This window comes from Frankia sp. AvcI1, assembly GCF_001420875.1.
Classification (GTDB): Bacteria; Actinomycetota; Actinomycetes; order Frankiales; family Frankiaceae; genus Frankia; species Frankia alni.
In genome coordinates this window covers 25,233-45,853 of record NZ_LJFZ01000011.1, presented here as the reverse complement: position 1 = coordinate 45,853, position 20,621 = coordinate 25,233, and the positions used below count along the sequence as shown (strand labels likewise).

Sequence of the window (20,621 nt, the reverse complement as noted above, 5' to 3'; positions counted from 1 at the left end):
GGCGAGGACCCGACGCGGCCGAAAGAGAAGGAGTAGACCGTGTCGCAGAGCAGCACCGGATCCGACCGTCCCCGAGTGGCCGTCGTCTTCGGGTCGCCGTCGGACACCCAGACGATGAGCAAGGCCGGCGCCACCCTGGAGCGCTTCGGCGTGCCGTACGAGCAGGTGTCGCTGTCGGCGCACCGGGCCCCGCGCACCCTCGCCGAGTACGTCGGCCAGCTTCGCGCCCGGGACATCTCGGTGGTCATCGCCGGGGCGGGCCTGGCCGCGGCGCTGCCCGGCGCCATCGCCGCGCTGACGACGCTGCCGGTGATCGGGGTGCCGATCTCCGGCGGGGCGCTGGACGGGATGGACTCGATGCTCGCCATCGCGCAGATGCCCCCCGGCGTGCCGGTGGCCACCGTCGGCCTGAACAACTCGACGAACGCGGCGATCCTCGCCATCCAGATCCTGGCGCTGTCCGACCCGGACCTGAGCCTCAAGCTCGCCGCGTTCAAGGACGACTTCGAGCAGGCCGCGGCCGACGCCCTGGCCACGGCAGCCGCCGCCGGCGCCCGGCCGTGATCGGCCGGTACACCCTGNCCGACATGGGCCGGGTGTGGTCGGAGGCGCACAAGTACGAACTGTGGTGCCAGGTCGAGGTGCTGGTGATGGAGGCGCACGCCGCCGCCGGCCGGATCCCCGCCGACTCCGTCGCGCCGGTCCGGGCAGCTCCCGCCCCCACGCCCGAGGCGGTCGCGGAGATCGAGGCCGTCACCCAGCACGACGTGATCGCCTTCCTGTCTGCCTGGGNGGACCGCACCGAGCCGCGCTCGGCCGCCGCCTACGTCCACTTCGGCATGACGTCGTCCGACCTGCTGGACACGGCGCTGGCCCTGCAGCTCGTCGAGTCGACCGACCTGCTGCTCGCCCGCGCGGACACCCTCGTCGCGGCGCTGCGCGACCTGGGGTTGGCCCACCGGGACACCCTGCGGGTCGGGCGCACCCACGGCATCCACGGCGAGCCGACCGTGTTCGGCCACCGGGNCGCCGACCTCGCCTTCGGCCTGGCCCGCTGCCGCGACCGGCTGCGCGCGGCCCGCGCCGACGTGGCCGTCGCGAAGATCTCCGGCGCGGTCGGGACGTACTCGAACATCACCCCCGACGTCGAGGCGTACGTCGCCGAGAAGCTGGGCCTGCGCCCGACGCCGGTGGCGACTCAGGTGGTGCTGCGTGACGGCGTCGCGAACTGGGTGGCGGCGCTGGCGGGGCTGGCGACGCTCTGCGAGGCGGTCGCGCTGGAGGTGCGCCACGGCCAGCGCACGGAGGTCCGCGAGCTGTCCGAGCCGTTCGGCTCCGGGCAGAAGGGCTCCTCGGCGATGCCGCACAAGAAGAACCCGATCATGTCGGAGCNGATCGCCGGCCTCGCCCGGATCGTGCGGGCCCAGTACGTCCCGGTCCTGGAGGGGGTGCCGCTCTGGCACGAGCGCGACATCTCGCACTCCTCGACCGAGCGGATCGCCCTGCCGGACGCGGCGGCCGGCGTCGACTACCTGCTGCACCTGACGACGCGACTGGTCACCGGCCTGGTCGTCGACACCGGGCGGATGCGGGCGAACCTCGATGCCACCGGCGGGCTGGTCTACACCTCGGCGGTGCTGCTGGAGCTGGTCGAGACGGGCCTGTCCCGTGAGGACGCCTACGCCGTCACCCAGGCGGCGGCGATGGAGACCTGGCAGACCGGCGTGCCGTTCCGCGAGACCCTGCGCAAGCACGCCGGCGACCGCGGCCTGCCCCTCGACGAGGCCCGCCTGGACGAGGTCAGCCGCCCCGAGCGCTACACCGAGCGCCTCGGCCCCGTCTTCGCCGCCCTCGCCGCCCTCACCTGAGAGTCGGCGGCCGGCGGCCGGCCAACGGCACCGGCTCCCCGGGCGCAGGGCCACGACCGCCCGTCCGGACGGCCACCGCGCCGGCTTCCTGCTTATCCAGAGGGTTCCGCGCCCGATTCATCCCTCTGGATAAGCCGGCAGTCGGGGACCTGGACGGCGCCGGCCAGGGTTGGTCCAGGCGGCGCGGTCCCGGTTGTCTGCCGCCTCCATCCAGTCTCCTGCCGTCACCTCGGCCTGCATCGACACGTCCGGCGGCATCCATGCTCGGTGGCGGGTGNCGGCGACGCAGGTCGGCGGCGGATCGTCCGACCTGTACCGGACACACAAACGGACAAATCCGCACGCGGGCATGGCGCGGGACGCACCAGGCCACGGGTGGTGTCCGGGGTCGGTACGGTCGGGGCATGCCGCTGACACATGAGGAGTTCGCCGGACTCACCCACCTGGGTTCGGGCAAGGTACGGGAGCTGTTCGCGGTCGGGGACGACGCCGTGCTCCTGGTCGCCAGCGACCGCATCTCGGCGTTCGACGTGGTCCTGCCGACCGAGATTCCCGACAAGGGCGCCGTGCTGACCGGGCTGTCGCTGTGGTGGTTCGACCAGCTCTCCGACCTCGTCCCGTCGCACGTCATCAGCTCGAACGTGGACGAGTACCCGGCCGAGCTCGCGCCGTACACCGAGCAGCTGCGCGGCCGGTCGATGCTGTGCCGCCGCCTCGACATGGTGCTCATCGAGTGCGTGGCCCGCGGCTACCTGACCGGCAGCGGGCTGAAGGACTACCAGCGCACCGGCGCGGTCAGCGGGCATCCGCTGCCGGCCGGGCTGGTGGACGGCAGCCGGCTGCCGTCGACGATCTACACTCCGTCGACGAAGGCGCCGATCGGCGAGCACGACGAGAACATCAGCCGCGCGGACGCGGCCGGGCGGGTCGGCGCCGAGCTCGCCGCCGAGCTGGAGCGGCTCACCCTGCAGATCTTCGGGCGGGCCAGCGACCTCGCGGCCGAGCGGGGCATCCTGCTCGCGGACACCAAGTTCGAGTTCGGCCACGACGCCGAGGGCACGCTGCGGCTCGCCGACGAGGTGCTCACCCCCGACTCGTCCCGGTTCTGGCCGGAGGACACCTGGTCGCCGGGCGTCTCCCAGCCGTCGTTCGACAAGCAGTACATCCGGGACTACCTGACGAGCACCGGCTGGGACAGGACCGAGCCGGGGCCGGAGCTGCCGGACCACGTCGTCGAGGCGACGCGGGCCCGCTACGTCGAGGCCTACGAGCGGCTGACCGGCATCTCCTTCAAGGACTACCTCTCCACCTCCTGAGAACCTTCTGGAGGCCCCTGCCTCCAGAAGGACGGATGGTGGGGACAGCCCTACCGCGGACGGGCGGATGGCCGCAGCGGAAAGCCGGTAGCCCGCCGCAGTGACCATGAACGTCCGCAACGAGATCGTCGTTCCATGCAGACGCCACCTCGTCCGACAGACGTTTTCGCAGCTCCGACAGCCGATCGAGAGCGGTCGGCCGATCCCCCCGGGGCCGGCCGACCCACTCGGCCGACGGCCGGCGCGGATCGGCCGACGGCCGGCGCGGATCGGCCGACGGTCGGCGCGAACCGGCCGACGCACCTCGCCGCGCGGGCGGCGCGGTGGAGCGTGCGGCACCGCGGGCTGGCCGTCGGCGGCTGGCTGCTCGGCGTCGTGCTGGCGATCGTCCTCGGCAGCATGATCGGCACCCACACCCTGGCCGACGCCGACTACAGCACGGGCGAGGACTCCCGGGCCCAGCACATCCTGGCCGATCACGGCTACGTCGACACGGACAGCGAGAACATCCTGATCCAGCGCGCGACCCCGGCGGCGGACCCCCGGGCGTTGCTGGCGGACCCGCAGGTCCGCGCGGCGTTGAGCGACGCCNCCACCCGGGTACGGGCGAGCGGGGTGGCGACGGCGCTGCGCAGCCCGCTGGGCGTGGCCGGGGCGAGCGTCGACCCCGGCCTGGTGTCGCGGGATCTGCGCTCGGTGCTGCTCACCTTCGACCTCAAGGGCACCGCCGACGATCCGGCGTCGGTCGACCCGACCCTGGACGCCGTCGCCGCCGTCCGCGCGGCGCACCCCGGCGTGTCGGTCGAGCAGTTCGGGGATGCCAGCGCCGACAAGGCGCTCAATGCCACCGTCGGCAAGGACTTCCACCGCGCCGAGCTGCTCGCCATCCCGCTGACCCTCGGCATCCTGCTGGCCGTGTTCGGCGCGGTGGTCGCCGCGGTGATCCCGATGGCGCTGGCGCTGACCGCCTTCGTCGGGGCGCTGGGCCTGGTCGCCTTCGCCAGCCGGCTGTTCCCGACCGACGACACGGCGACGTCGGTCATGCTGCTGATCGGGCTGGCGGTCGGCGTCGACTACGCGCTGTTCTACATCCGCCGGGAACGCGAGGAGCGGGCCGCCGGCCACGGTCCCGAGCGTNCGCTGGAGATCGCCGCCGAGACCTCCGGGCATGCGGTACTCGTCTCGGGCCTCACCGTCGCGGCGTCGATGGCCGGCCTGTTCATCACCGGCCTGTCGGTGTTCACCGGCGTCGCGGTCGGCACCATCATCGTCGTCCTGGTGGCCGTGCTCGGCTCGCTGACCGTGCTGCCCGCGCTGCTGTCGCTGCTCGGCGACCGGGTGGAGCTGCTGCGGCTGCCGTGGCGGCGCCGGGCGACGCGGCGGCGCCACAGCGATGTGCAGGCGCACCTGGCCAGGCCGGGAATCATGGGTCGGCTGCTGCGCCGGCCCGCGCCGGTCGCCGCGGTGACGGGCGGCCTGCTGGTGCTGCTGGCGCTGCCCGCGCTCGGGATGCACACCGCCGAGCCCGGCATCGACGACATCCCGAAGAACCTGCCGATCATGAAGACCTACGGACGGCTGTCGGCCGCCTTCCCCGGCGGCGAGGTCGCGGCGGCCGTCGTCGTCTCCGGCACCGACGGCGCGGACGTCACCACCCCGCAGGCGCGAGCGGCCATCGACGCGCTGCGCAGCCGGGCGGTGGCCAGCGGCCGGATGTTCGAGCCCGTGGTCGTCACGGTCACCGACGATCACCGGGTCGCACGGGTCAGGATCCCGATCGCGGGCAGCGGCACGGACGGGGAGTCCGTCAGGGCCCTGCACACGCTGCGCTCGACGGTGATCCCCGCGACCGTCGGCGCCGCCCCGGGCCTGCGGGCCGACGTCACCGGCACCACCGCCGGATCCGCGGACTTCAACGCCCGGCTCAACGGCCGGACCCCGCTGGTGATCGCCTTCGTCATGGTGCTGGCCTTCGGGCTGCTGCTGGCGGCGTTCCGCAGCGCCCTGGTCGCGGCCGTGGCCGTCGGCCTGAACCTGCTGTCGNTGGGGGCGGCGTACGGCCTGCTCGTCGCCGTCTTCCAGCACCACTGGGCCGACGGGCTGCTCGGCTACACCTCCACCGGAGCCGTCACCAACTGGCTACCNCTGATGCTGTTCGTGGTGCTGTTCGGGCTGTCGATGGACTACCAGGTCTTCGTGCTCAGCCGGGTCCGGGAGGCCCGGGCGGCCGGGCTGTCCATGCGCGACGCCGTGACGGTGGGGGTGCGACGCAGCGCGGGGGTGGTGACCAGCGCGGCGGTCATCATGGTCGCGGTGTTCTCGATCTTCGCGACGCTGTCCCAGGTCAGCATGAAGCAGCTCGGGGTGGGCCTGGGCGCGGCGATCCTCCTCGACGCCACCCTGATCCGGGTGATTCTCATGCCGGCCGTGCTCACCCTGCTCGGGGATCGCGTGTGGCGCGGCGACCAGCCGGGGCCCGACGGCCGACGCCCCGAGCTGCCCACCCAGCCGGTCGGCACCGGCGGCACGAGGGGCGACGCCGGCACCGTCGGCACGGTCGGCAGCGTCGGCAGCGTCGGCACGGTCGGCAGCGTCGGCACGGTCGGCAGCGTCGGCACGGTCGGTGCCCAGGTCCCCGTCCGTTGTTCGGACCGCTGGGCGATGCCCCCGGGCTGACGCGCCCCGTCGTGGGCCCCCGCAGGGGCATGGGGCGCGGGGCACGGGCGCGGGGCTGGGGAAACGGTGCGTGGATCATCGGGGCGATGCCCGGATCACAGGGAGTCGCGGCGAGCATTGCGGGCGAGTTACAGTGGCGCTCGACGTCCGGTACCCCACCCGAGGACTGGAACGGAAACCATGAGCATCGTCTCCTCCACCGCGCCCGACCGCGCCCCGCGCCCCGGTCGGCCCAGCGGCTCCGATCCCGCCGTCATCCCCAGCCCGGCGCCGGCGCCGGCCGGATCCGACCGGCCCGTGCTGGTCCGCGACCGGGCCGAGCTCCGGGCCGCCCTCGTCGCGCTGGACCGCGCGGCGAGCTCGCACCCGCCAGCCGCCGCGCAGGACGCGGGGCCCGCCCGCGCGGCCTCGCGGCACGACCGGCCGGTCCGCGCCGTGGTCATGACCATGGGGGCGCTGCACGAGGGGCACGCCAGCCTGCTGCGCGCGGCCCGTGCCCGGGCGGACCAGGTGGTCGCCACGATCTTCGTCAACCCGCTGCAGTTCGGCGCGGGCGAGGACCTCGACCGCTACCCGCGCACGCTTGCCGCGGACCTCGCGGTGTGCGCCCGGGAGGGGGTCGACGTCGTGTTCGCCCCCGCGGTGATCCACGATCCGCCGCCGTTGGTCCGGTTCGGCGCCGGCCCGCTCGGCGCGGTGCTGGAGGGGGCGTCCCGCCCGGGCCACTTCGACGGGATGCTCACCCTCGTCGGGACCATGCTGCACCTGGTCCAGCCCGACCTGGCGTTCTTCGGGCGCAAGGATGCCCAGCAGCTCGTCTNCATCCGGCGGATGGTCGCCGACCTCGCCTTCGACGTCACGGTGATCGGCGTGGAGACGGCCCGCGAGCCCGACGGCCTGGCGAGGTCGAGCCGCAACGTGTACCTCACCGCCGAGCAGCGGACCGAGGCGCTCGCGCTGTCCCGGGCGCTCGCCGCCGGCGCGGCGGCCAGCGCCGACGGGGCGCCGGCGGTGCTCGCGGCCGCGCGCGCCGTGCTCGACGCGGCGGACGGCGTCGACGTCGACTACCTCGAACTGGCCGGCCCCGAGGATCTGGGGCCGGTCCGCGGCGGCCCCGCGCTGCTGCTCGTCGCCGCCCGCGTGGGCACGACCCGCCTGATCGACAACGTCTCGCTCATCCTCCCCACCGACACCCAGGGAGCCTGACCGTGCTGCGCACCATGCTCACCGCCAAGATCCACCGGGCCACGGTCACCCAGGCCGACCTGCACTACGTGGGCTCGGTGACGATCGACGCCGACCTGCTGGAGGCCGCCGACCTGCTCCCCGGCGAGCAGGTGACGATCGTCGACATCAACAACGGGGCCCGGCTGGAGACGTACGCGATCGCGGGCCCGGCCGGCAGCGGCGTGATCGGCATCAACGGCGCGGCGGCCCGGCTGGTCCAGCCCGGGGACCTCGTCATCATCATCGCCTACGGGATGATGGACGACGCCGAGGCGCGCCGGCACGTCCCGCGGGTGCTGTTCGTCGACGCCGAGAACCGGATCATCGGCCGCGGCCACGACCCGGCCGAGGCGCTTCCCGACGATCCCTCGAGTCTGCGCGGCGACCTCGCCGTGCCGGGAAACCCGGTGACGGCCGCCGCCCGCCGGGGCACCCCGCCCCACCAGGCCCCCGTCGCGCTCCCGGCGAGCCGGACGGTCGTGGCCCCCCGGTGATCATGCTGCCGTGCCGACTCGGCGCGCCGCGCCCAGGGTGGAGCCGCGCCGCGGACATCGTCGTCATCGGATCGGGGATCGCCGGGCTCACCGCGGTCCTGCACCTGCGCCGGGAGCTGCCCGCGGCCCGGGTCCTGCTGGTCACGAAGGCGCATCTCGACGCCGGCTCCACCCGGTGGGCGCAGGGCGGGATCGCCGCGGCGCTCGCCGCCGAGGACTCCCCCGCCGACCATCTCGCCGACACCCTCGTCGCCGGCGTCGGCCTGTGCGACCCGGACGCCGCGCAGGTGCTGGTCGACGAGGGGCCGGCCCGGGTGCGGGAACTCGCCGAGCTCGGCGCGCGCTTCGACCGGGCCGACGACGGCTCGTTCGCCCTCACCCGCGAGGGCGGCCACCTGCGCAACCGGATCGTCCACGCCGGCGGCGACGCCACCGGGCTGGAGGTCGAGCGGGCCCTGATCACCGCGGTGCGGGCCGACCCGGCGGTCGAGGTGATCGAGAACGCCCTCGTCCTTGACCTGTTGCGGGATGCCGACGGTCGGACTGCGGGCGCGACCCTGCACGTGCTCGGCGAGGGCAGCCGGGACGGCGTCGGGGCGGTCACCGCGCCCGCGGTCGTGCTCGCGACCGGCGGGATGGGGCAGATCTTCGCCTCGACCACCAATCCGGGCGTCTCCACCGGCGATGGCGTGGCGCTGGCGCTGCGGGCCGGCGCCGTCGTCGCCGACCTGGAGTTCGTCCAGTTCCACCCGACCGCGCTGTGGCTGCCGCCGGCGGACTCGGCCCGGGTGGGCGCCCAGCCCGGCGGCCAACAGCCGCTGGTCAGCGAGGCGATGCGCGGCGAGGGTGCCGTCCTCGTCGACGCCTCCGGGCAGCGGGTGATGGCCGGCGCCCACCCGCTCGCCGACCTCGCTCCCCGCGACGTCGTCGCCAAGCAGATGTCGCGGGTGATGGCCGCACAGGGGGTCGAGCACCTGTACCTCGACGCCCGGGGGCTCGGGGCGGCGACGATCGAGCGGCGCTTCCCGTCGATCACCGCGCGCTGCCGCTCCGTCGGCGTGGACCCGGTGACGATGCCGATCCCGGTCGCGCCGGCCGCCCACTACGCCTCCGGCGGGGTGCGCACCGACCTGTGGGGCCGCACGACCGTGCCCGGCCTGTACGCCTGCGGGGAGGTGGCCTGCACCGGCGTGCACGGGGCCAACCGGCTGGCGTCGAACAGCCTGCTGGAGGGCCTGGTCTTCGCCGCCCGCATCGCCCAGGACATCGCGGGCGCCGCGCGCGCGGGCCGGCGCCGGGACCCGGTGCCCGCCGCCCCCGTCGTCGGCCGGGGCAGCGGGCTGACCGATCCGGCCGAGCGTGCCGAGCTGACCCGGGCGATGACCGACGGCGCCGGGGTGCTGCGCAGCGCCGACAGCCTGCGGGCGACGGCGAAGGTCCTCGCCGGCCTCGGGGACCTGCGGGTCAGCGGCGCGACCGTGACCGCCGGCCCGCCGGCCTGGGAGATGACCAACCTGCGCACCGTCGCGACCGCGTTGGTCGCCGNCGCCGCGACCCGCACGGAGACCCGGGGCTCGCACTGGCGGGAGGACTTCGGCGACCGCGACGACGCCCACTGGCTCGGCCGGATCCTGACCCGGCTCGACCCCGAGGGGGAACTGATCATCGACGTCGAACCCATGCGGCCGGCGCCGTGAGCGAGACCGACGGGCACGGCTGGACCGACGGGCACGGCTGGACCGACGGGCACGGCTGGACCGAGGTGCACAGCGGTCGGCTGTCCCCCGCCACCCGCAGCGCGCTGGTCGCGGCCGGCCTCGACCCCGAGGGCGTCGTCACGGTGATCGGCCGGGCCGTCGCCGAGGACCTGCCGAGCGGGGAGCCGGACGGGCCGGGCGGTCGCGCCGGCGCGGTCGACGCCACCTCCGCGGCGACCGTCGACGCCGCCCTGGTCGGGCACGGCGCCCTGGTCAGCCGCGCGGCGGGGACGGTCGCCGGGCTGCCGGTGGCCGCGGCCGTGTTCGAGAGCCTGCTCGGCCGGTCCGTGACCGTCACCCTGACCGCCGCCGACGGCGACGCCGTCTCCCCCGGCACGACGGTGGCCCGGGTCAACGGCCCGGTCCGCGGCCTGCTCACCGCCGAGCGCACCGCGCTGAACCTGCTGTGCCACCTGTCCGGGATCGCCACGCTGACCCGGTCCTGGGTCGACGCCGTCGCCGGGACGGGCGCGGCGATCCGCGACACCCGCAAGACGCTGCCCGGCCTGCGCGCCCTGGAGAAGTACGCCGTGCGCTGCGGCGGCGGCAGCAACCACCGGATGTCGCTGACCGACGCCGCCCTGATCAAGGACAACCACGTGGTCGCCGCCGGCGGGGTGGCGGCGGCCTTCGCCGCGGTGCGGGACCGGTTCCCGGGGCTGCCCGTCGAGGTCGAGTGCGACACCGTCGACCAGGTCGCCGAGGCGGTCGCCGCGGGGGCGGACCTCATCCTCTGCGACAACATGACGCCGCGGGACCTGCGGGCCTCGGTGGCCCTGGCCAGGCCGGCGGGGGTGCGCCTGGAGGCCAGCGGCGGGCTGAGCCTGCGGGTGGCCGCGGACGTCGCGGCCACCGGGGTGGACTATCTTGCGGTCGGCGCCCTGACCCACTCGGCGCCCGCTCTCGATCTCGGCCTCGATCTCGATCCCGGCCGGCCGTCGGGACCGGACTGCGCGGGCCCGAGCTCGGCGGGCCCGACCGTGGAGGAGTCCTGATGCTGCTCGCCATCGACGTCGGCAACACCAACACCGTCGTCGGGGTCTTCGACGGTGACGACCTCGCCGACTCCTGGCGGGTCCGTACCGATCCGCACGCCACCGCCGACGAGCTCGTGCTGCTCTACCGCGGGCTGCTCGGCGAGCATCGGATCACGGGCGTGTCGATCTGCTCGACGGTCCCCGCGGCGCTGCGGGAGCTGCGCCGGATGGTGGTTCGTGCCTTCCGCGACCTCCCGGTCGTCATCGTCGAACCGGGTACCCGGACGGGGGTGCCGATCCTGATCGACAACCCCAAGGAGGCCGGCGCGGACCGGATCATGAACACGCTCGCCGCACACCACCTCTACGGCGGGCCGGCGATCGTCGTCGACTTCGGAACCTCGACGAACCTGGATGTGGTCTCGGCGCGGGGCGAGTTCATCGGCGGGGTGCTCGCGCCCGGCATCGAGATCGCCCTGGACGCGCTGGCGTCCCGGGCGGCGCAGTTGCGCAAGGTCGAGCTCACCCCACCGCGATCGGTGATCGGCAAGAGCACCGTCGAGGCGCTGCAGTCCGGGATGATCTACGGGGTCGCCGGCCAGGTGGACGGGCTGGTCCGGCGCATCCGTGCCGAGCTCGGCGCGCACGCGACCGCGATCGCCACCGGCGGGCTCGCCTCGCTCGTCGTCAAGGAGAGTGAGACGCTCGACCGGCACGAGCCGCATCTCACCCTCATCGGTCTTCGCCTGGTCTTCGAGAAGAACATCTGATTCCGACCTCGGGGTGATTCGTCCGGCGCGCGGCGGCAGAATTCTCTGACGAACGCCGGTCGGGATACCGACATCCCGCCGCATCGAGAGTGCGCGACCGGTTCCACCGGTTACGATTCCAGGCTATGCGGGACCGATCCTCGGAGGCCTGGGCGGGTGGCAGGCGCGGTCGGGCCGGGCGCCTGGCCCGGCCCTTCCTCCTCACGCTGTCGACGGTATTTCTGTATACCGCCGTGACGGCGTCGTCCGGGTGGAACACTCCGGCGTCCGCGGCGGCCCGGCCCCGCACCCTGGCGGTGCTGGGCGACTCCTACTCCTCCGGCGAGGGCAATCCGCCCTTCGACGTGCTCACACCCCGCTGTCGGCGGAGCAACCAGGCGTGGCCGCGCACGCTCGCCACCATGGAACCGCCGACCACCGTCGCGCTCTTCGCCGCGTGCGCCGGGGCGACCACCGACGCCCTCAACGAATCGTACAAGGGCGAACTGCCACAGCTCACCCAACTGCGGCGGCTGCGCACCGCCCCGGATATCGTCACCATCACCATCGGCGGTAACGACGCCGGTTTCAGCGACGTAATCCTGAGCTGCTTCACCTGGAAGTGTTTCTGGGATGGCAAGGACAAGCGCGAGCGAGATCTCATCACCAGGGAGCTCCCGGACGTCCTGAGCGCGAACTATGCCGCACTGAAGGCGGCTGCGCCGCAGTCCAGGATTCTCGTCGTCGGATATCCCGACATCTTCCCGAGCAGCCAGCGGAAGAACAACTGCAAATGGTTGAGCAACACCGAACGGCGGCAGCTCACCAACCTGAACAGCCAGTTGAACCGGGTGATCCGACGGGCGGCGGCCGACGCGGACGTGGAGTACGTCGCGACCGACCGGGCGCTGCGCGGCCACGAGATCTGCACCAGGGACTCCTGGGTGGCCCCGATCGGCCTGCTGCCGCCGGCCCGCGACCTCAGCGCGCACCCGACGGCCCGCGGCCAGCAGGCCATCGCCACAGCGGTCGACCGCTACCTCGCCGCCGACNGCCGCTGAGGCTCCGTCCGGCGGTGGCCGGGGGCGATCGCGGCCGGCGCCGGCACGATCGGTCCCGACGTCAGCGGTGGCCGCCGAAGAAGGGGGTGGCCTTCAGTGGAAGGAGGGGGTGGTCTTCAGCCCGGTACCCGAGGCGGCTGGCTCCCATGAACGCTAGGCTCTTACCTGACGCAGATGTCGGCGGCTTGGAAGCAGACAACCATGACGATACGTAGTGCAGACCAGGTCTATACGATACGTATCGAAACGGCGGAGATCGACGGCGGCTACATCGCGGAAGTCCTCGAGCTCCCGGGATGCGTGTCCCAGGGCGACAGCCTCGACGAGACGGTGGACAACATCATCGACGCGATGATCCTCGTCCTGGAGGTCCAGAGCGGCCAGCACCTCAGTGTGGGTCGGCACGAGCAGCCCGACGCGGACAGACTACCGACCGAGCTGACCGTCCCGGTCCGGGTGGCGGCCTGAGCTCCGCGGCGCCTACGGCGGCGGATCGTCAGCGCCGCCGGAAGTAGTCGCAGTACTCCTCCAAGGTGAGGCCGGCTCGTTCGATGAGCTTGGCCAGCAGCGGCCGCTTGACCTCCTGCCCATTGCAGGGCACCGAGAGGTTCGCCTGCACCCCGGCCCGGCGGAGCACGACGTGGCTACCGCTGCGGCGAGCCACCTCCCAACCCGCCCGTTGGAACGCGGCCACATGCCGGTCTCCGACCGCGACGGGAAGATCTTTCAGCCCCATCAACCCTGGCCTATTCGTCGTCGAATGGAACAGACTTGCGTAGCGCCGTGACAACCGGGCCGTGAACAGAAGATCTCCGACCCGTGTACACGCACCGTACCGGCAAGGGATGCACGATCCCCGCCCAGGTACGCACACGGATCGCCGAGAGCTACAAAACGTTTCATAACGGACACAACGTGTCAAGTCAGCCCGTTTGCCGTAGGTGATCGGCGACTTTCCGGTACGGATGGCCACGGCGGATCGTGACGTCCCAGCCGCGCCGCGCCGCCGGGCGGGCCGCCGCCGGTGCCGCGCCGCCGCCGCGACCACGCCTCCGCGCCGACCACGCCTCCGCGCCACCGAACGATCTCGCCCACCCGTCCGGGCCACCGGCCCGTGCCCCGCCACCTGCGGTGCGGCATCCCGAGGCAACCTGCGGATGCGCGGCGCCGACGGTCCGAGGACAATCGACCACGTTGCGCGTTGGCCACGTTGGGCTCTGGCCTCGTCGCGNATTGGTCACATCGTGCATTGGTCACGTTGCACAGCACAGTCGGGCGCGAGCGCGCGGCCGACTCCGGCGTGGCCGCCGCAGGATGATGAATGTCGGTTCTACCACCTTGCGGACCGGGTGGCGGTGGGCCGCCACCGGGCCATGAGGGGTAAAAGGTGCGGAACGCCCTATGCCCGGCTTGCATGTCGGAGCGGCCACACTCATTTGACAGCGAGCCTGAAGTTAGCCTTACCTAAGTCCATGCTGGTGCCACTGCCGACTCCCGCAACGCCGCGGGAGCCGGCCACCGAAGGTGGATCCTCGCCCCTCCGATCCCCGCGGGAGTCGATCGCGACCGCCGCCCAGGGGATGGTCCCGCGTAGCCTCGCCAACGCGCTGGAACCTCGCGGCCTGTGTCTTGGCGTGCCGACCGGCCCCGGCTGGGCGGACTGCGCCTTTCTCTCGGGGCCGGNGGGTGTGACGCGGTCGCTGGCGCGGATCGCCCGGTCCCATCCCGGCGCCAGCCCCGAGGTCGCCGCGAGCTACCTGGCCAACTGGTACGCCGCCGCCGTCGTCGCGCCGGCCGTCGCCTCCTACGTGCTGCTGCGACGGGTCCCGGACCTGGAACCGGCGGGGATGTCGCTGCGGGAGCTCGACAGCGGCTGGTTCGACCGGACGGCGCTGCACCTGCCCGTCGGGACGGTGCTGGCCGACGCCGCGCTCGCGGGCCCCGTCGACCGGACGACGGCGCGCCACAGCGGGTCGGATCGGCCGGATCGGGTGGTCGGCGATCTCGCCGCCCTGCGGGGAGTCCTCGTGGAGGAGGTGCTCTCCCATCTCGGTCCGTTCGTCCGCGAGCTGCGGGCGCGGGTCCGACTCGGCTACCCGGCCCTCTGGGGCGCGGTGGCCGCGCAGTGCGCACGGGCCTTCCTGCTGACCGAGNGGGCCACCGGGGACCCCGACACGGGACGGCAGGAGGCGGACGCGTTCTTCGAACGCGCGGCCCCGACGATGCGTGCCCGCCCGCGTTGNCACGAGTTCGTCCATCGCGGCCGGTCCTACACCGGGATGCGCTGCGGATCGTGCTGCCTCGCGCACCGCCTCGGCGAGGAGTACTGCACGACCTGTCCCTTCACCGACGACGCCGATCGCGAGCGNCGGATGCGCGCCTGGATAGACACGCAGGGTAATGGAGGTCTTGCGGTCTGACTCGCGCTCAGCACGCGGTCGGCCGTGGACACACGTAAAGTGGTTGTAGGAAGGCGTTGAGTCTCGCTAATACAAGATCTTTAATGCCTCAACGCCGAACAGTAACATCAAAATTGCAAAGCGATGTGCATGTGGCCCCAATCACAACAGAAGGCACCCCGCCATCGACTACCGTCGGTAGCGACAAGGGAGAGCCGGCCGGGCGAGAGATCGCCTGGCGGGCAGGCTCCACCGCCCCGAGCGGGCGGGCGGCGACGGCGCCGCGAGGCTCGAGTCGTTCTGCTCTTGGCGGAACGACGTGACGGAATCATGGCTGGTCGGCCACGGTTGCCTTAGGCGTCTCCGCTGGTCGGGCCGGCAGTCAAGCTGGTCCTCCGTCCCCGACGAAGTGGACGGAGCCGGCGGGTAGGTTTCTGTTCGATGCGTGAGGACATGCCTCGGCGGAGCTAGCATGCGGATACCGGCTGTCGTGTGGTCGGTCGCAGCTCGAAGGAGCGCACATGTTCGAGAGATTCACCGACCGGGCACGTCGGGTCGTCGTCCTGGCCCAAGAAGAGGCCAGGATGCTCAACCACAACTACATCGGGACCGAGCACATCCTGCTTGGCCTGATCCACGAGGGCGAGGGCGTCGCCGCCAAGGCCCTCGAGTCCCTCGGCATCTCCCTTGAGGGTGTGCGGTCGCAGGTCGAGGAGATCATCGGCCAGGGCCAGCAGGNACCGAGCGGGCACATCCCGTTCACCCCGNGTGCGAAGAAGGTCCTGGAGCTGTCGCTTCGGGAGGCCCTCCAGCTCGGCCACAACTACATCGGGACCGAACACATCCTGCTTGGCCTGATCCGCGAGGGCGAGGGCGTCGCCGCTCAGGTGCTCGTCAAGCTGGGCGCGGACCTCAACCGCGTGCGTCAGCAGGTCATCCAGCTCCTGTCCGGGTACCAGGGCAAGGGCGAGACGGCCACCTCCGGCGCTCCGGCCGAGGNCACCCCGTCCACCTCGCTGGTGCTCGACCAGTTCGGCCGCAACCTCACCGCGGCGGCGCGCGAGTCCAAGCTCGACCCGGTCATCGGGCGCGAGAAGGAGATCGAGCGCGTCATGCAGGTGCTGTCGCGCCGGACCAAGAACAACCCGGTCCTGATCGGTGAGCCCGGCGTCGGCAAGACCGCCGTCGTNGAGGGCCTGGCGCAGGCGATCGTCAAGGGCGAGGTGNCCGAGACCCTGAAGGACAAGCAGCTCTACACCCTCGACCTCGGCGCTCTGGTCGCCGGTTCCCGCTACCGCGGTGACTTCGAGGAGCGGCTGAAGAAGGTCCTCAAGGAGATCCGCACCCGCGGCGACATCATCCTGTTCATCGACGAGCTGCACACGCTGGTCGGCGCGGGCGCCGCCGAGGGCGCGATCGACGCCGCGTCGATCCTCAAGCCGATGCTCGCCCGCGGCGAGCTGCAGACGATCGGTGCCACCACCCTCGACGAGTACCGCAAGCACCTGGAGAAGGACGCCGCGCTGGAGCGCCGCTTCCAGCCGATCCAGGTCGCGGAGCCGTCGGTGGCGCACACCATCGAGATCCTCAAGGGCCTGCGCGACCGTTACGAGGCGCACCACCGCGTGTCGATCACCGACGCCGCCCTGGTCGNCGCCGCCTCCCTGGCCGACCGGTACATCTCGGACCGCTTCCTGCCGGACAAGGCGATCGACCTGATCGACGAGGCCGGCTCGCGGATGCGCATCCGCCGGATGACCGCGCCGCCGGACCTGCGCGAGTTCGACGAGCGCATCGCGGGTGTCCGCCGCGACAAGGAGTCCGCGATCGACGCGCAGGACTTCGAGAAGGCCGCCTCGCTGCGGGACAAGGAGAAGACCCTCCTGTCCGAGAAGGCGAAGCGGGAGAAGGAGTGGAAGGCCGGCGACATGGACGTCGTCGCCGAGGTGGGCGACGAGGAGATCGCCGAGGTGCTCGCCATCTGGACGGGCATCCCGGTCTTCAAGCTCACCGAGGAGGAGACGGCCCGTCTGCTGCGCATGGAGGACGAGCTGCACAAGCGGGTCATCGGCCAGCAGCAGGCCATCAAGGCCGTCTCGCAGGCGATCCGGCGCACCCGCGCCGGGCTGAAGGACCCCAAGCGTCCCGGCGGGTCGTTCATCTTCGCCGGCCCGTCCGGAGTCGGTAAGACCGAGCTGTCCAAGACGCTCGCCGAGTTCCTCTTCGGCGACGAGGACGCGCTCATCCAGCTCGACATGTCCGAGTACATGGAGAAGCACACCGTCTCGCGGCTGGTGGGCTCCCCGCCCGGCTACGTCGGCTACGAGGAGGGCGGCCAGCTCACCGAGCGGGTGNGGCGCAAGCCGTTCTCGGTCGTCCTGTTCGACGAGGTCGAGAAGGCCCACCCCGACGTCTTCAACACGCTCCTGCAGATCCTGGAGGACGGTCGCCTGACCGACTCCCAGGGCCGGCTGGTCGACTTCAAGAACACCGTCCTGATCATGACGTCGAACCTGGGCACCCGAGACATCTCCAAGGGCCCCGGCATCGGCTTCGCCACCGGTCAGGGCGCCGTCGACTACGAGCGGATGAAGGCGAAGGTCCAGGACGAGCTCAAGCAGCACTTCCGGCCGGAGTTCCTCAACCGGATCGACGACATCATCGTCTTCCACCAGCTCTCCGAGAACGAGATCATCCAGATCGTCGATCTCATGCTGGCCCGGGTGGACATCCAGCTCAAGAACAAGGACATGGCCCTCGAGCTGACGTCGGCCGCCAAGGCGCTGCTGGCGAAGAAGGGCTACGACCCCGTGCTCGGCGCCCGGCCGCTGCGCCGGACGATCCAGNGGGAGATCGAGGACGTCCTGTCCGAGAAGATCCTGTACGGCACGCTCAAGCCGGGCGAGATCGTCGTCGGCGACGTCGAGGGCGAGGGGGACGACGCCAAGTTCGTCTTCCGCGGCGAGACCAAGCCGAACCAGGTGCCCGACGCCCCGCCGGTCGACCTCGCCAAGTCCAGCGAGTAGCACCAGCGGCGCGTCTCCAGCGCCACCGGACCGCGGCTGAGCCCCGGAACCCCGCCAGGTTCCGGGGCTCAGCCGTTTCGGCGGCCCGCGCGCAGACGGCTCCCCTCGGGCGTGGGCGCGGCCCAGCGGTAGGCCCGGCTCAGCGGTGGGCCCGGCTCAGGCGTGGGCGCGGCTCAGGTGTAGGCATCCCACGCGAGGCTCGTGGCGAGGCCGAGCGCGGCCAGTCCGATGAGCACCCGCAGAAGATCGCCCGGCAATCGGCGCACGATCAGCGGCCCGACCGCGCCGCCGATCAACAGACCGACGCCGAGGGGCACCACCGCGGTCCAGCGCACAGGGCCGAAGACGGCGAACCCCGCCGCCGCGACCAGATTCGCGAAGCCCGACGACACGTTCTTGACGGCGTTGACCCGGGCGAGCGGCTCAGGGATCGCCACCGCGAGCACGGCGAGCAGCGCCGCCCCGCCACCGGCGCCGAAATAGCCCAGGTAGATCCCGGTTCCGAAGACCGCGGCGAGCACCGCCGGGCCACCCTCGGCCGGCGCCTCGGCCCGCCGGGCGAGGATCCGGGGCTGCGCCCACAGCAGCACGGCCGCCCCGGCGATCAGCACCGGCACCGCTCGTTCGAACGTCCGCTCCGGCAGCGTCAGGAGTCCGACGGCGCCCACCGCCCCGCCGGCGAGGGTCATCACCCCGAACCGGGCGACCCGGTCGGCCTGGCCCGCAAGCTCGGGCCTCGACCCGGCGGCCGCACCGACCGCGACGAACAGCAGCGCCGTCGTGTTGGTGACGTTCGCCGCCAGCGGCGGCAGCCCGGTCGCGAGCAGCGCGGGGTAGGAGACGAGCGACGCCAGCCCCGCGACGGTGCTGGTGATGCCGGCCAGCACGCCGGCGCCCACCAGCAGGGCGATGTCGGCGGNGGTCAGGGTTCACTCCCCCGGTGTCACCCGTCCCCGGGACGGCGGGCGCCTGCGGCGTCACCAGGACAGTAGGGGATCACGGGGCGAGCAGCGGCGGCGGCGCAACGTCGGCCATCCCACACGACGTTCAGTCGATGGGCAGCCGGGGGCCGTGGCACCATGCTCGTTGGTCGGCAACGACAACCAGGTCAGATCAGACCAGTTCAGGCGGGATCGGGTGGAGTGACGGGCGGTGCCGACGATGCCTACGGCGTCCATCTCACCTTCGGCGCCGAGCCGTCGACGGCCATGGTCGTCTCCTGGCTGAGCCACGGCCCCGCCACCCGGCCCGCGGTTCGCTGCGCAGCCCGGCCCGGCGCCCTCGGCCCGCCGGTGCCGGCGACCATCCGCTCCTACCGGGACGCGCGCACGGGCGAGCGGGTCTTCGTCCATCACGCGAGCCTGACCGGGCTCGAACCCGCCACGGACTACGCGTTCACCCTCGAGCACGACGGCCGGCCGCAGGGGGCGGACGGCTCGTTCCGCACGGCGCCGGGCTCGCGGGCCGCCTTCGGCTTCACCTTCTTCGGCGATCAGGGCACCGACCGGCCGTACGACCCGTACGGCTCGCCCGCCTCCGGGTACGCCGTGGTCGGGGTCGAGCGGTGTGCACCGCTGTTCGCGCTCACCGGCGGGGATCTGTCCTACGCCAATCAGCGCGAGGACCCGGTCCGCACCTGGTCCGACTGGTTCACGATGATCAGCCCGTCCGCGGGGGCACGGCCGTGGATGCCGTGCGTCGGCAACCACGAGATCGAGCGGGGGAACGNCGCGCTGGGCCTCGCGGCCTACCAGACCTACTTCGAGCTGCCGCCGAACGGGGACGAGGGCTACCTCGCCGGGCTCTGGTACGCGTTCACGGTCGGGGCGGTCCGCTTCGTGGTCGTCAGCGCCGACGACGTCTGCTACCAGAACAGCGGCCCGATCTACCTGCGCGGGTTCAGTGCCGGCCGGCAGACCGCCTGGCTCGCCCGGACGCTGGAGCAGGCCCGGGCCGACCCGGGCATCGACTGGATCGTGGTCGCCATGCACCATGCGGCGCTGTCCACCTCGGCCGATCACAACGGCGCCGACCTGGGCATCCGGGAGGCCTGGCTGCCGCTGTTCGACCGGTACGGAGTGGACCTCGTGCTCTACGGGCACGAACACCACTACGAACGCAGCCACCCGGTGCGAGGCACCGTCCCGGGCAGCCCGACCCTCGCCCCCCGGCCGGTCGCGAGCGCGGTCGGGCCTGGCGGCGCCGTCGTGGACACGTCGGCGGGCACGGTCCACCTGATGGCGGGCACCGGAGGCTCGTCGTCGCCGTCCACGGACACCCTCCTGGACCCGCCCGCCGGGCGGATCGTGGTCGGCGTCCGTGACCCCGAGCCGGGACGCCGGCACCGGGCCGCCGTCCGTGCGCTCGAGGACGCGGCCTGGTTGGCCTTCCGGGCTCCCGACCACCCCTACGCCTTCGCCGGGTTCGAGGTGGATCCCGGCGAGGCCGGCGGGCTGACCAGCATCCGGGTCACCGCGTACGACTCGGGCTCTCCCGACCCGGTGCCGTTCGACCGGGTGACTCTGGTCCGGCCCAGAACCGACGCGGCACCGACCGGCTGACGCCGGGAGCGGGCCCGGCCCTCCGCCGGCGGTGGCCGCCGCGGGGTTCGTGGGCGCCCTTCGGGAAATGCGGAACTCAGGGGATGCGCCGCGGTCGGCGATCTTCCGATCNTTCACCGCTCGCCTGCCGTGACGAAATATGTTCCGGCCGCGCCGCCGAACCGAATTCGCGTCACGCCCGGTGAAGAAGGCTCCTCGCGTCCCGGCGCGACGAGATGATCGCACGCAGCTCCGGGCTCCTTTCCCCGGACAGCCCGACCACCCCCGGGCGGTGACCGCCGGACATCCCGCGGAACATCGAACCGACATCAACACTGCAACGTCCGCACATCTTTGCCGGAAACCCCGGCGCGGTGTTCGGAACAGTCGTACGCGAGGACACTCGGAACGATCATCGATCGCGGTCCCACGGCGCACCNCAAACGGGAACAACGTGCTGCACATGCCGCTGCACGCGGCACCTGCCTTCGGCTCCGTCACACGGTGGAGCCGACCAGAATTCCCGCTGCC

13 protein-coding genes and 18 pseudogenes are annotated in these 20,621 nt (G+C 72.7%); 29 read left to right on the top strand and 2 right to left on the bottom strand.

The genetic code is table 11. The annotated features are described in order from the left end of the window. Positions 1-39: 39 nt before the first annotated feature. From purE to UK94_RS13370, 19 genes and pseudogenes are all read left to right on the top strand, one after another. Positions 40-564 (top strand): 5-(carboxyamino)imidazole ribonucleotide mutase, encoded by a 525-nt coding sequence (gene purE / locus UK94_RS13420; RefSeq protein WP_041939945.1) that lies wholly within the window; start codon positions 40-42, stop codon positions 562-564. Between the two features lie 18 nt (positions 565-582). After that, a pseudogene (locus UK94_RS50650) lies at positions 583-792 on the top strand (adenylosuccinate lyase); the annotation flags it as partial. A gap of 1 nt (position 793) precedes the next feature. Beyond that, positions 794-1,026: pseudogene (locus UK94_RS50645) on the top strand (lyase family protein); the annotation flags it as partial. Between the two features lies 1 nt (position 1,027). After that, positions 1,028-1,392, top strand: a pseudogene (locus UK94_RS50640) (lyase family protein); the annotation flags it as partial. 1 nt (position 1,393) lies between these two features. Further along, positions 1,394-1,868, top strand: a pseudogene (locus UK94_RS50635) (adenylosuccinate lyase); the annotation flags it as partial. A gap of 404 nt (positions 1,869-2,272) precedes the next feature. Next, the gene (locus tag UK94_RS13410; protein ID WP_011607705.1) at positions 2,273-3,184 is read left to right on the top strand and encodes a phosphoribosylaminoimidazolesuccinocarboxamide synthase; all 912 of its coding nucleotides are present in this window, start codon (positions 2,273-2,275) and stop codon (positions 3,182-3,184) included. A 592-nt stretch (positions 3,185-3,776) separates the two neighbouring features. Further along, positions 3,777-4,321, top strand: a pseudogene (locus tag UK94_RS50625) (MMPL family transporter); the annotation flags it as partial. A 1-nt stretch (position 4,322) separates the two neighbouring features. Then, positions 4,323-5,227 (top strand): annotated as a pseudogene (locus tag UK94_RS50620) (MMPL family transporter); the annotation flags it as partial. 1 nt (position 5,228) lies between these two features. Then, positions 5,229-5,328, top strand: a pseudogene (locus tag UK94_RS50615) (hypothetical protein); the annotation flags it as partial. Between the two features lies 1 nt (position 5,329). Further along, positions 5,330-5,860 (top strand): MMPL family transporter (locus tag UK94_RS50610; protein ID WP_235487778.1); only part of this gene is annotated, 531 nt, incomplete at its 5' end. A gap of 180 nt (positions 5,861-6,040) precedes the next feature. Next, positions 6,041-6,680, top strand: a pseudogene (locus tag UK94_RS76085) (pantoate--beta-alanine ligase); the annotation flags it as partial. A gap of 1 nt (position 6,681) precedes the next feature. Continuing rightward, the coding region (locus UK94_RS50600) for a pantoate--beta-alanine ligase (protein ID WP_235487776.1) at positions 6,682-7,066 on the top strand (385 nt) is incomplete at its 5' end. Between the two features lie 2 nt (positions 7,067-7,068). Continuing rightward, the gene (locus UK94_RS13395; RefSeq protein ID WP_055750104.1) at positions 7,069-7,581 is read left to right on the top strand and encodes an aspartate 1-decarboxylase; all 513 of its coding nucleotides are present in this window, start codon (positions 7,069-7,071) and stop codon (positions 7,579-7,581) included. Beyond that, positions 7,578-9,126, top strand: a pseudogene (locus tag UK94_RS13390) (L-aspartate oxidase); the annotation flags it as partial. The gene UK94_RS13395 and the pseudogene UK94_RS13390, both read left to right, overlap by 4 nt. Position 9,127: 1 nt before the next feature. Further along, positions 9,128-9,278 (top strand): hypothetical protein (locus UK94_RS50595; protein ID WP_235487856.1); only part of this gene is annotated, 151 nt, incomplete at its 5' end. Continuing rightward, a complete protein-coding gene (gene nadC, locus UK94_RS13385) occupies positions 9,275-10,333 on the top strand; it encodes a carboxylating nicotinate-nucleotide diphosphorylase (protein WP_095212723.1) in 1,059 nt (352 codons plus the stop codon). The genes UK94_RS50595 and nadC, both read left to right, overlap by 4 nt. Next, positions 10,333-11,085 (top strand): type III pantothenate kinase, encoded by a 753-nt coding sequence (locus UK94_RS13380; protein WP_011607711.1) that lies wholly within the window; start codon positions 10,333-10,335, stop codon positions 11,083-11,085. The genes nadC and UK94_RS13380 overlap by 1 nt, the downstream gene beginning before the upstream one ends. Positions 11,086-11,210: 125 nt before the next feature. Further along, a pseudogene (locus UK94_RS13375) lies at positions 11,211-12,116 on the top strand (SGNH/GDSL hydrolase family protein); the annotation flags it as partial. A 210-nt stretch (positions 12,117-12,326) separates the two neighbouring features. Next, positions 12,327-12,593, top strand: a complete 267-nt coding sequence (locus UK94_RS13370; RefSeq protein ID WP_197537234.1) for a type II toxin-antitoxin system HicB family antitoxin — start codon at positions 12,327-12,329, stop codon at positions 12,591-12,593. Between the two features lie 28 nt (positions 12,594-12,621). On the opposite strand, the gene UK94_RS13365 is transcribed toward UK94_RS13370, so the two are convergent. Then, the gene (locus tag UK94_RS13365; RefSeq protein ID WP_235487774.1) at positions 12,622-12,819 is read right to left on the bottom strand and encodes a type II toxin-antitoxin system HicA family toxin; all 198 of its coding nucleotides are present in this window, start codon (positions 12,817-12,819) and stop codon (positions 12,622-12,624) included. Between the two features lie 1,585 nt (positions 12,820-14,404). Between UK94_RS13365 and UK94_RS50590 the strand changes: the two are divergent. The 8 genes and pseudogenes from UK94_RS50590 to UK94_RS73720 form a co-directional block, all read left to right on the top strand. Next, a pseudogene (locus UK94_RS50590) lies at positions 14,405-14,493 on the top strand ((2Fe-2S)-binding protein); the annotation flags it as partial. A 552-nt stretch (positions 14,494-15,045) separates the two neighbouring features. Beyond that, positions 15,046-15,262 (top strand): annotated as a pseudogene (locus UK94_RS50585) (Clp protease N-terminal domain-containing protein); the annotation flags it as partial. A 30-nt stretch (positions 15,263-15,292) separates the two neighbouring features. Continuing rightward, positions 15,293-15,523, top strand: a pseudogene (locus UK94_RS50580) (Clp protease N-terminal domain-containing protein); the annotation flags it as partial. A 1-nt stretch (position 15,524) separates the two neighbouring features. After that, positions 15,525-15,713 (top strand): annotated as a pseudogene (locus UK94_RS50575) (hypothetical protein); the annotation flags it as partial. A 38-nt stretch (positions 15,714-15,751) separates the two neighbouring features. Beyond that, a pseudogene (locus UK94_RS50565) lies at positions 15,752-16,177 on the top strand (AAA family ATPase); the annotation flags it as partial. Position 16,178: 1 nt separating this feature from the next. After that, positions 16,179-16,878 (top strand): annotated as a pseudogene (locus UK94_RS50560) (AAA family ATPase); the annotation flags it as partial. Between the two features lies 1 nt (position 16,879). Further along, positions 16,880-17,370 (top strand): annotated as a pseudogene (locus UK94_RS50555) (AAA family ATPase); the annotation flags it as partial. A gap of 1 nt (position 17,371) precedes the next feature. Continuing rightward, positions 17,372-17,550: hypothetical protein (locus UK94_RS73720; RefSeq protein ID WP_268761339.1), on the top strand; the 179-nt coding region annotated here is incomplete at its 5' end. A gap of 173 nt (positions 17,551-17,723) precedes the next feature. On the opposite strand, the gene UK94_RS13350 is transcribed toward UK94_RS73720, so the two are convergent. Continuing rightward, positions 17,724-18,437: a sulfite exporter TauE/SafE family protein gene (locus UK94_RS13350; protein ID WP_041941139.1), complete on the bottom strand. Its 714-nt coding sequence runs from the start codon at positions 18,435-18,437 to the stop codon at positions 17,724-17,726. A gap of 192 nt (positions 18,438-18,629) precedes the next feature. Here UK94_RS13350 and UK94_RS50550 point away from each other — a divergent pair. Together UK94_RS50550 and UK94_RS50545 are read left to right on the top strand one after the other, a co-directional pair. Continuing rightward, positions 18,630-19,278 (top strand): annotated as a pseudogene (locus tag UK94_RS50550) (metallophosphoesterase family protein); the annotation flags it as partial. A gap of 1 nt (position 19,279) precedes the next feature. Then, positions 19,280-20,111 (top strand): metallophosphoesterase (locus UK94_RS50545; RefSeq protein WP_235487773.1); only part of this gene is annotated, 832 nt, incomplete at its 5' end. Between the last annotated feature and the right edge of the window lie 510 nt (positions 20,112-20,621).